Source organism: Streptomyces sp. SID14436 (genome assembly GCF_010548465.1).
Classification (GTDB): domain Bacteria; phylum Actinomycetota; class Actinomycetes; order Streptomycetales; family Streptomycetaceae; genus Streptomyces.
Genome location: NZ_JAAGMD010000102.1, coordinates 1 through 11,070, shown reverse-complemented (window position 1 = coordinate 11,070; position 11,070 = coordinate 1). Strand labels below are relative to the sequence as shown.

Below are 11,070 nucleotides of genomic sequence, written 5' to 3'. Positions count from 1 at the left end.
CGGACCCCGCGCCCGGCCCCACACCCCCGGACCCACAACCGGGACCGCCGGCACCGGGACCGACGCCGCCGGGACCGCCGGGACCGGGACCGACGCCGCCGGGACCGACGCCGCCCCGGCCGGGGCCTCCGCCCGGGCCGTCGCCCTCACCCATCCCGCCGGGCCCCGAACCGGTGCCCAACCCGGAACCCGGCCCGCCACTGACCTGACCGGCGGAGCGGCATGGCCGCGGAAACGACGCGGGGGCGGTGGACGGGTGAGCACCCGTCCACCGCCCCGCACCGTTCACCTCACGCGAGCACAGCCGAGCGCTACGCCGTCACCTCGGACCGGTCGCCGCCCCACAGCGTGTGGAACGAGCCCTCGCGGTCCGTGCGCCGGTAGGTGTGCGCGCCGAAGTAGTCGCGCTGGCCCTGGGTCAGCGCGGCCGGCAGCCGCTCCGCGCGCAGCGCGTCGTAGTAGGCGAGGGCCGCCGCGAAGCCCGGGGTCGGCACGCCCTGGCGGGTCGCCGCGATCAGCACCTCGCGCCAGTGGTCCTGCGCGTCGGCGATCTCCTGCGCGAACGTCTCGTCGGACAGCAGGCTCGGCAGGTCGGCCCGCGCGTCGTACGCGGCACGGATGCGGTCCAGGAAGGCGGCGCGGATGATGCAGCCGCCGCGCCAGAGCGCGGAGACCGCGCCCAGGTCGATGTCCCAGCCGTACTCCTCGCTGCCCGCGGCGATCTCGTGGAAGCCCTGGGTGTACGACACGATCTTCGACGCGTACAGCGCCTGCTCCACCCGGTCCGCGAACGCCGCGGCCTCCGCCTCGCCCAGCGGCTTCGCCGTCGGGCCGGCCAGTTGGCGGGACGCCTCGCGCAGCGCCCCGTGCCCGGACAGGGAACGGGCGAACACCGCCTCCGCGATCCCGGACACCGGGACGCCCAGGTCCAGGGCGATCTGCACGGTCCAGCGACCGGTGCCCTTCTGCTCCGCCTGGTCCACCACCACGTCGACGAACGGCTTGCCCGTCTCCGCGTCCACGTGGGACAGCACCTCGGCCGTGATCTCGATCAGGTACGAGTCCAGCCGTCCGGTGTTCCAGGTGCGGAAGATGTCCGCGATCTGGGCGGGGGAGTACCCGGCGACGTCGCGCAGCAGCTGGTACGCCTCACCGATCAGCTGCATGTCCGCGTACTCGATGCCGTTGTGCACCATCTTCACGAAGTGGCCGGCACCGTCCGGACCCACGTGGGTCACGCACGGCGCGCCGTCGGCGGCCTTCGCGGAGATCTTCTCCAGCATCGGGCCGAGCGAGTCGTACGACTCCTTCGGGCCGCCCGGCATGATGCTCGGCCCGTGCAGGGCGCCCTCCTCGCCGCCGGAGACGCCCATGCCGACGAAGTGGATGCCCTGCTCGCGCAGTGCCTTCTCCCGGCGGCGGGTGTCGGCGAAGTGGGCGTTGCCACCGTCGATGATCATGTCGCCGGGTTCCAGCAGCGGCGCGAACTCCTCGATCACCGCGTCCGTCGGCTCCCCGGCCTTCACCATGACGACCAGCCGCCGCGGTCGCTCCAGCGCGGCCACGAACTCCTTGGCCGTCTCGGCCGCCACGAAGCTGCCCTCGCCGCCGAACTCCTCCACGAGCGCGTGCGTGCGCGCCGCCGTCCGGTTGTGCACCGCGACCGTGTAGCCGTTGCGGGCGAAGTTACGGGCGAGGTTGCGGCCCATGACCGCGAGGCCCGTGACGCCGATCTGCGCTGAACTGCTCATTGAGTTGGCTCCTCATGACCTTGGTAACGGTGCTGCCGGGGCGTCGGTGCTGCCGGTCGGTGCCCGCCAGTCCTGCCGCGACCATCCTGTCGTGCCGCACTTCCGGCCGCACGCGCGGGTCGCACGACACGCGCGCAGCCTCATACGGACGAAAGTCCCGGGACACTCACCCGCAGACCCGGCCAACCCTCGGCGGACACCGGTACCGGTCCGGCGAGCGGGCCGCCGCGCGCCACCCTCCGGGGGAGGCGTGCGAGCCGGCGGACGCCACCACCCGGGGGCGCGGGGTGCCTGCCCGCGCCCCCCGCACACGTGCCGCAGCACGCCCCCGCGAGGCGCGGACCGGCGCACAACTGGGCGAAAAGTCCCGGCCATTGGAGCGCCCCGGCGGCCGATAGCCGTCTTGTCACACCCGTTGGGGAGCGCTTACTTTTGCCCCTTCTGACGCAATGTCGAGGGGGCTCCATGGCCGTGCGCGGCCGGCACCGCCGGTATCAGCCGAACAGGATCAACCGCGCCTCACTCACCGTCACCGCGGGCGGTGCCGGCATGGCGCTCCCGTTGATGGCGACCGGAGTCGCCCAGGCGGCCGACGTGGAGACCTGGGACAAGGTCGCCGCCTGCGAGTCGACCAACGACTGGAACATCAACACCGGCAACGGCTACTACGGCGGCCTGCAGTTCACCCAGTCCACGTGGGAGGAGTACGGCGGCACTCGCTACGCGCCCCGAGCGGACCTGGCCACCAAGGACCAGCAGATCGCCATCGCCGAGAAGGTGCTGGACGGCCAGGGTCCCGGGGCCTGGCCGGTGTGCTCGGTCCGGGCCGGGCTGACCCGGGGCGGAGCGGCGCCCGACATCCGTCCGGCCACCGACCGGGCCGACCGTCAGGACACCAGGGACTCCAGATCCGGCCAGAAGCAGAAGGCAGGGAAGGCAGAGAAGGCCGGGACGGCAGGCAAGGGCGGCCGGCCCACCGTCGAGGACGTCGAGCCGCAGAAGACCCCGCAGTCCCGTGCGGGCCGCGCCGAGATGTACACCGTCGTCCGCGGCGACACCCTCTCCGGCATCGCGTCCGGCGAGCGCGTACGCGGCGGCTGGCAGGAGCTGTACGACGCCAACCGCTCGGCCATCGGCGCCGACCCGGACCTGATCCTGCCCGGCCAGCGGCTCGCGCTGCCGAACGGCAGGGCCGGGCAGACCGACCGGCCCTCGACGCCACGGGAGCGCACGAAGCCGCCCGCCCCCAAGACGACCGAGAAGAGCCAGAAGGCCCAGGAGAAGCGGCAGCAGAAGGAGCGGCAGAAGGAGCGGCAGAAGCCCCGGACGTCTCCGAAGCCAGCGGCCCCTGAGAAGCGGACCGCCCCGCCCCGCACCGACCGTGCCGCGTCCGGCGGCGGGCTCGTCGCGCCGGTCGGCGCGCCGCTGGGCACGCCGTACCACAAGGCGGGGTCCTCCTGGTCGAAGGGCTACCACACCGGCGTCGACTTCCCCGTGCCCACGGGTACGTCGGTGAAGTCCGTCGCGAACGGCCGGGTGGTCAGCGCCGGCTGGGAGGGGTCCTTCGGCTACCAGGTGGTCGTCCGGCACGCCGACGGCCGCTACAGCCAGTACGCCCACCTGTCCGCGATCTCCGTCAGGAACGGTCAGTCGGTCACCGCCGGGCAGCGCATCGGACGGTCCGGGAACACCGGGAACAGCTCCGGCCCGCATCTGCACTTCGAGGTGCGGACGGGGCCGGGGTTCGGGTCGGACATCGACCCGGTCGCCTACCTGAGAGCCGGCGGCGTCAGGATGTGACGGGCGCGCGGTGCCCGGCCATGACGGGCACGGTCACCGGCACGTACAGGTACGGGCCGCCCCGGAACGGGACGTAGGGCACCGGCCCGGGGAGTGGTCCGGCCTCTTCCGTCGCCCCGCCCGGCCGCAGTGCCGCCGGCACCGCTCCGGGTGCGTCCCCCGCCGGTAAGGCGGGAGCCCCTTGTGCGGCCGTGCGGCTGCGGCTGCCCGCCGGCGTCGCGGCGGGGGAGAGCACCGGAACCGCGCACGCCGGCGTCGGAAGCGCGGAGGCGTGGGCGGAGGCGGAGGCCAGAGCCGCGACCGGCACCCCGACACCCGCACCGGCCCCCGTGCCCGAGTCACAGGCACCGGCACCGGCATCGGCATCGACGTCGGGCACCGCCCACGCGAAGGCCGGAAGCGTCGGAAGCGCGGCCGCCACCTGCTCCGGGACGGGGAACGCGGGAACCCGCCAGGACGGGGTCCGGAAGTCGTGGGCCGGGAAGGCCAGTGCCGGGAAGTCCCGGACCTGGAAGGCGGGGGTGGGGAGCCCGGCCGTCGAGGCGGCCGGTTCGACGTCGGCGCCGGTCCGCGTGCCCGCCGGCCGGTCGGTGGCCGCGCCGTGCTCGCGGGCCAGCCGTTCGGTCGTCAGCAGGATCAGGCCACCGGCCGCCACCACCGCCGAGCCGAGCGCGAGCACCGTGCCCGCCGTGCCGTGGCGGAACGTCTCGCCGAACATGGTGATGCCGACGGCGGCCGCCACCACCGGGTTGACGACCGTGAGGGTGGCCAGCGGAGCGGCCAGTCCGGCGCCCCGGTAGGAGGCCTGGGAGAGCAGGATGCCGGCCGTGGCGAGGACGCCGATCACCGCGAGGGAGGGCACGTCCGCCGCCGCGAGACCGTCCGCCCAGTCGACGGCGACGGTCTTGGTGAACACCGACGACATGCCGAACGCGACACCGGACGCGGTGGCCAGCAGGATGCTGCGCACCGCCGGGTGACGGTGGACGGCGCGCGCCGCGACCATCAGCGCCACGATGGCCCCGGCGGTGACCGTCGCGGCCACCGCCCGCTGGGGCGTGGTCAGGGACTGTGACCCGGCCGTGCCGACCAGGGCCAGCAGACCGGCGAGACCGACCGACGCCATGAGAGCACCGCGCCAGGCCGTCGCTCCCGCCCGGCGTCCGACGAACAGCGCCGCCATGGGCAGCGCGAAGACGATGGTGAGAGCGCCCAGCGGCTGCACCAGACTCAGCGGACCGTAGGCCAGCGCCACGACGTGCAGCAGCCCGCCGAGACCGTTCAGCGCGACGGCCGCCCACCAGGCGGGCCGGCGCAGCGGCGCGTACTGCTCGCCGGGGGAGGACACCGCGACCTGCTCCTGCACGATCGCCCCGCCCGCGTAGGCGAGTGCCGACACGAACGACAGGAGCACGGACAACGCGAGGGCGCTCATGGGCGGCTCCTCTGCGTGGGACCGGGGCGCTGTGCCCGGCGCGGCGAACGGTCGGCTCTCATGGACAACACGATGCCCCTTCCGGCTGTTCCCGTCGTCGTCCCTGAGCACTCAATCCGTACTACTGCCGATGGAGTACCGAGACCGCCCCGTCATCCCCTGGGTGGGCGCCCCACGACGGAGACCCCCGACACGCCCCCTACAGACGTCCGGAACGACCCCCGATACGACCCCGACAGACGTCCGGAACGACCCCCGACACGACCCCTGCAAACGTCCGGAACGACCTCCGACTCGACCCCTGACCGGCCCCCGGCACGACCCCCGACAGCCCCTGAACAGCCCCACCGCGGCGCCCCACTCGCAGCGCCCAGTCGCGGCCCGCTCGCCTCCCGCCCGTGACCTGTCCCCGACCCGCTCCACACCCCCGCAAGGCAGCCCGGCCGCACCCCGCCGCGACCCGGCCGAGCACCGCGTGTGTGTGCCGCTGCGAGTCGCGTGTGTACGGCACGGGCGTGCCCCGTGTGTGCCGCACTGCCGTGCCGGACAGGCGTACCGCACTGCCGTGCCCGCACAGGTGTACCGCACCGCTGTACCGCACTGCCGTGCCGCACAGGTGTACCGCGCGTGTCCTCCTCTTCCCCACGCGCCCCGTCTGAGTGACCATGGGAACAACGTCCGCTCAGACAGGGGGTCCGCGGGTGCGAGTGGGACTGCTGACCCGGGAATACCCCCCGGACGTGTACGGCGGCGCAGGTGTCCACGTGGAGTTCCTGGCCCGGGAGCTGGCCTCCCTGGTGGAACTGGAGGTGCACTGCTGGGGCGAGGGCCGCGCGGAGGGCGTGCACCGGCACCGCCCCTGGTCCGCGCTGGACGGCGCCAACGACGCGCTGCGCACCTTCTCCGTGGACCTGGCCATGACCGCCGCCCTCGAAGGCCGCGACCTGGTCCACTCCCACACCTGGTACGCCAACCTCGGGGGCCACCTCGCCAAGCTGCTGCACGGCATCCCGCACGTCGTGACCGCCCACTCCCTGGAGCCGCTGCGACCCTGGAAGGCCGAGCAGCTCGGCGGCGGCTACGCCCTGTCGAGCTGGGCCGAGCGCACGTCCGTCGAGGCCGCCGACGCGGTGATCGCCGTGTCGGGCGCCATGCGCGAGGACATCCTGGCCAGCTACCCGGCGCTCGATCCGGGCAGGGTGCACATCGTGCACAACGGCATCGACACCGCCCTCTACCGCCCCGACCCCGGCACGGAGGCCCTGGACCGGATCGGGCTGGACCGCTCGCGCCCCTACGTGCTGTTCGTCGGCCGCATCACCCGGCAGAAGGGTGTGCCCCACCTGCTGCGGGCGGTGCGCGGGATCGACCCCGCCGCGCAGGTGGTGCTGTGCGCGGGCGCGCCGGACACCCCGGCGATCGACCGGGAGTTCCGCGAGCTGTACGAGGAGCTGTGCCGGGTCCGCGAGGGCGTGCACTGGATCCCGCGGATGCTGCCGCGCCCGGAGGTGATCCAGCTGCTGACGCACGCCGCCGTGTTCGCCTGCCCGTCCGTCTACGAGCCGCTCGGCATCGTCAACCTGGAGGCGATGGCCTGCGGCACGCCCGTGGTGGCCTCCCGGGTCGGCGGGATCCCCGAAGTCGTGTCGGACGGTTCGACGGGGGTACTCGTCGACGTGGACGACGACTTCGAGGCGGGCCTGGCCGGCGCCCTCGACGCGGTCCTCGGCGATCCGGCCGCCGCGCGGCGGATGGGCGAGGCCGGCCGGGAGCGCGCGGTCGGCGAGTTCGGCTGGGACGCGGTGGCCCGCCGCACGGTCCGCCTGTACGAGGAGATCCTCGGACAGGCTTAGGCCCGCCCGTCCGGGGCAGTCATGGGAAAATTCCGGCGTGAGGGGAGCGGCCATGCGGCGGTGGGGGTACCCCCGCTCGAGCGAAGCCGAGAGTGGGGGAGGTCCTTCGGTTCTGGGAATCGTGCTGGCGGGCGGCGAGGGCAAGCGCCTGATGCCCCTCACGGCGGACCGTGCCAAACCGGCGGTCACCTTCGGCGGCACCTACCGCCTCGTCGACTTCGTGCTGTCCAACCTCGTCAACGGGGACATCCTGCGCATCTGCGTGCTGACGCAGTACAAGTCGCACTCCCTGGACCGGCACGTCACCACCACCTGGCGGATGTCCAGCCTGCTCGGCAACTACGTCACGCCCGTGCCCGCCCAGCAGCGCCTCGGCCCGCGCTGGTACCTGGGCAGCGCGGACGCCATCCTGCAGTCGCTGAACCTGATCCACGACGAACAGCCCGACTATGTGGCCGTGTTCGGCGCCGACCACGTGTACCGGATGGATCCGCGGCAGATGCTCGCCCAGCACATCGACAGCGGTGCGGGGGTCACGGTGGCGGGGATCCGGGTGCCGCGCACCGAGTCCGCGGCCTTCGGTGTGATCACGCCGGGGTCCGACGGGCAGACGGTGCAGGGCTTCCTGGAGAAGCCCGCCGATCCGCCCGGCCTGGCGGACGACCCGGAGTGCGTGTTCGCCTCGATGGGCAACTACGTCTTCACGACGAAGACGCTCGTGGAGGCGCTCCAGCGGGACGCCGAGGACGAGAACTCGGTGCACGACATGGGCGGCTCGATCCTGCCCCAGCTCACCGACCGCGGTGAGGCGTACCTGTACGACTTCAGCGCCAACCACGTCCCCGGCGAGACCACCCGCGACCAGGGCTACTGGCGGGACGTGGGCACCCTGGACGCGTACTACGAGGCGCACATGGACCTGATCGCCGAGCGTCCCGCGTTCAATCTGTACAACCGGCAGTGGCCGATCTACACCCACTCGGGACAGCTCTCGCCGGCCCGGTTCAACGCCGGGGGCATGGCGAGCGAGTCCATCATCAGCGCGGGCTGCCTGATCCGCGGCCAGGTCACCCGCTCGGTGCTCTCCCCGGGCGTCCTGGTCGACCCGGGAGCGGTGGTGCAGGGCTCGGTGCTGCACGACAACGTGCACATCGGGCGGGGTGCCGTGGTGCGCGGCGCGGTCCTGGACAAGAACGTCGAGGTGCCGCCGGGCGCGACGATCGGCGTCAACCCGGAGCGGGACGCGGAGCTGTACACGGTGTCCAAGGGCGGCGTGATCGCGCTCGGCAAGGGACAGCGGGTGCCGATGCCGTAGAGGGCGGCGCGGCGGTGCGGGGCCCCGGTCGGATGTGACCACCGGGGCCCTTGTCATGTCCCTGGACGGATGGCGGAATCCGTGCTGTTATGGCGACTACTGTTCATGACAACGTTGTACGGGCGCCGAAACGCACACAAAGAAACATGGGCGCAGCACCGAGCACGCAGCACAGCCCCGCACCGAGCCGTCACTTCCTCACCCACGGAGGATCCGTGCGCACCAGACGACTCAGAGACCGTTTCGCCCTGCTCCTGGCCGCCGCGCTGGGCGTCGCCGGACTGACCGCGGCCGGACCGCCCGCGGCCGGGGACGGGGACGACCCGGTGGAGATCCACGGACTGAAGGGCGAATACTACACCCACTCCGCCCCCGGCGCCTTCGACTTCCACGAGCTCAAGGCCACCGCCTTCGACCCCCACCTGGACTTCGACAACCTGGAGCCGCGCCTCAACCTCACCACCGGGCGCTCCGACGACGTCAGCGTCCGCTGGACGGGCAAGATCGTCCCCGAGCGGAGCGGCCCGCACACCTTCTCGATCATCGGCGACAACGGCTTCCGCCTCTGGATCGACGGCCGCCTCGCCATCGACCACTGGGTCGACGACTGGGACCGCGAACAGACCGCCGAACCGATCGAGCTGACCGCGGGCACCGCCCACGACATCAAGGTCGAGTACTTCGAGCACTACGGCGGCTCCAACCTCCACCTGCGCTGGACCGAGCCCGGCGGCACCAAGAAGCCCGTACCGCAGTCGGCGTTCCGCCTGCCCGACGGCTTCGACTACGACGGGGCCCTCGCCGCCACCGTCCTGGCCTCCGGGCGCACCCTCAAGCTGGACTTCCCGCGCCCGCTCGCCGCACCCCCGGCCCGGTTCACCGAGCACCTCGACGCCGTCATCGGGGGCGCGAAGTGGCCGCTGACCTCGGCGCGGCCCGACCCGGCCGACCCCAGGTCCCTGCTCGTCACGCTCGCCGAACCCGTCGTCGGCAACAAGTCCGGCACCGCCCGCGGCGCCGCCGACGTCCGCTACGACGGCGCGGGCGGACTGGCCACCGCCGTCGGCGACCCGGTGGACGCCTTCCTCAGCAGCGGCCCCAACCGCTCCACCCACGAACTGCGCACCGAGTGGGCCGACGAGGTGGGCCCGGACAACGCCCTGCCCGAGTACCCGCGCCCGCAGCTCACCCGGGACAAGTGGCGCAACCTCAACGGCCGCTGGCAGTTCGCCGCCGCCGAGGAGGGCGAGCGCCCGCCCGTCGGCAGGAACCTGAAGGAGCGCATCCTCGTCCCGTACCCGGTGGAGTCCCAGCTCTCCGGCATCCAGCGGCACGAGGACCGCATGTGGTACCGGCGCACCTTCACCGTGCCCCGCGACTGGCGCATCGGCTCCGCGCAGCGGCTGCGGCTGAACTTCGGCGCCGTCGACTGGCGGGCCGAGGTGTACGTCAACGGCACGAAGGTCACCACCCACGAGGGCGGCTACGACAAGTTCAGCGCCGACGTCACCGACGCGCTGAAGCCCGGCCGCACCCAGGAGCTGATCGTCGGCGTGTACGACCCGACGGACGCCGCGGACGGGGAGAACCCGCCGGTCGGCAAGCAGCGCCTGGACCCGAGCGGCATCTGGTACACCCCCAGCTCGGGCATCTGGCAGACGGTGTGGATGGAACCGGTCGCCCGCGACCACGTCGACTCGCTCCGCCTGATCCCCGACGTGCCCGGCGAACGGCTCACCGTCGAGGCGCAGGGCGTCCGCGACGGCCTGCCGGTCACGGCGACCGCGTACGACGGGCGGCGCAAGGTCGCCACGGCGACCGGCCGCACCGGCAGGCCGCTGACCCTGAAGATCCGCGATCCGCGGCTGTGGTCCCCCGACGACCCCTTCCTGTACGACCTGAAGGTGACCGTCGGCGCCGACCGGGTCGAGAGCTACTTCGGCATGCGCTCCATCGAGGTCAAGCAGGTCAACGGAGTGCCGCGCACCGTCCTCAACGGGGAGCCGCTGTTCCTGATGGCCACCCTCGACCAGGGCTTCTGGCCCGACGGCCTGCACACCGCGCCCACCGACGAGGCCCTCGCCCACGACCTGAAGGCGCACAAGCGGCTCGGCTTCAACTCGGTGCGCAAGCACATCAAGGTCGAACCCGACCGCTGGTTCCACTGGGCCGACCGGCTCGGCCTGCTGGTGTGGCAGGACATGCCGTCCATGACGGCCGGGGTGAACCCGGACGCCGAGTCCCGCGCCCGCTACGAACGCGAGCTGAAGCAGATGATCGACGAGCACATCAGCAGCCCGTCGGTCGTCATGTGGGTCACCTTCAACGAGGGCTGGGGCCAGTACGACGTCGGGCGCATCGCCGGCCTGGCCAAGAGCTGGGACCCCTCGCGCCTGGTCAACAACCAGTCCGGGCTCAACCTGGGCGCCGACGGCGACGCCGGCGACATCATGGACGAGCACGGCTACCCGAGCCCGGCGCTCCCGCCCCGCCCCGACGGCCGGCGCGCCCTGGTCACCGGCGAGTACGGCGGCCTCGGACTCGCGGTGCCCGGCCACGCCTGGTCGGTGCAGATGTCGTACGTGGACGTCGACCCGACCACCTACACCGACGACTACCTCACCAAGCTGGACGAGGTGCGCGCGCTGGTGTGCCGGGGCAGCAACGGCGCCGTGTACACCCAGATCACGGACGTCGAGGGCGAGCTGAACGGTCTGCTCACCTACGACCGCCGGGTGATGAAGCCCGACGTGCCCCGGGTGCGGGCCGGTCACGAGGCGCTGATCCGGGACGCCTCCCGGGCGGAGCCCGCCGGCTGCCCGGCCGCGGGAGGTGTCCGCTGACCACCCTGCCACGGGCGGCCCGCACCCGTCCGGGTGGCGCCCGGCGGCCCCGGACGGGGTCCCGGCCGCCCCG

General features: G+C 73.1%; 6 protein-coding genes. 4 read left to right on the top strand and 2 right to left on the bottom strand.

Features of this window, described 5'->3' with window-relative positions:
* Positions 1-311: 311 nt before the first annotated feature.
* Positions 312-1,751 carry an NADP-dependent phosphogluconate dehydrogenase gene (gene gndA / locus G3I53_RS04065; RefSeq protein WP_164332727.1) on the bottom strand — a complete coding sequence of 480 codons (1,440 nt, stop codon included), beginning with the start codon at positions 1,749-1,751 and terminating at the stop codon, positions 312-314.
* A 465-nt stretch (positions 1,752-2,216) separates the two neighbouring features.
* Between gndA and G3I53_RS04060 the strand changes: the two genes are divergently transcribed.
* Positions 2,217-3,551 carry a transglycosylase family protein gene (locus G3I53_RS04060; RefSeq protein ID WP_164332728.1) on the top strand — a complete coding sequence of 445 codons (1,335 nt, stop codon included), beginning with the start codon at positions 2,217-2,219 and terminating at the stop codon, positions 3,549-3,551.
* Here the strand turns inward: G3I53_RS04060 and G3I53_RS33170 are convergent.
* Positions 3,541-4,986, bottom strand: coding sequence for a DMT family transporter (locus G3I53_RS33170; protein ID WP_203616669.1), 1,446 nt, complete (start codon positions 4,984-4,986; stop codon positions 3,541-3,543). The two genes, G3I53_RS04060 and G3I53_RS33170, sit on opposite strands and share 11 nt — an antisense overlap.
* Before the next feature lie 701 nt (positions 4,987-5,687).
* On the opposite strand from G3I53_RS33170, the gene glgA reads away from it, so the two are divergent.
* From glgA to G3I53_RS04040, 3 genes are all read left to right on the top strand, one after another.
* The gene (glgA, locus tag G3I53_RS04050; protein WP_164333079.1) at positions 5,688-6,839 is read left to right on the top strand and encodes a glycogen synthase; all 1,152 of its coding nucleotides are present in this window, start codon (positions 5,688-5,690) and stop codon (positions 6,837-6,839) included.
* 52 nt (positions 6,840-6,891) lie between these two features.
* Positions 6,892-8,154 (top strand): glucose-1-phosphate adenylyltransferase, encoded by a 1,263-nt coding sequence (gene glgC, locus G3I53_RS04045; protein WP_164333078.1) that lies wholly within the window; start codon positions 6,892-6,894, stop codon positions 8,152-8,154.
* 215 nt (positions 8,155-8,369) lie between these two features.
* A complete protein-coding gene (locus G3I53_RS04040; protein WP_164333077.1) occupies positions 8,370-10,997 on the top strand; it encodes a PA14 domain-containing protein in 2,628 nt (875 codons plus the stop codon).
* Positions 10,998-11,070 lie beyond the last annotated feature (73 nt).

Coding starts and splice junctions, on each gene's coding strand:
- gndA (WP_164332727.1), bottom strand. CDS start 1,751: ATGAGCAGTTCAGCGCAGATCGGCGTCACGGGCCTCGCGGTCATGGGC.
- G3I53_RS04060 (WP_164332728.1), top strand. CDS start 2,217: ATGGCCGTGCGCGGCCGGCACCGCCGGTATCAGCCGAACAGGATCAAC.
- G3I53_RS33170 (WP_203616669.1), bottom strand. CDS start 4,986: ATGAGCGCCCTCGCGTTGTCCGTGCTCCTGTCGTTCGTGTCGGCACTC.
- glgC (WP_164333078.1), top strand. CDS start 6,892: ATGCGGCGGTGGGGGTACCCCCGCTCGAGCGAAGCCGAGAGTGGGGGA.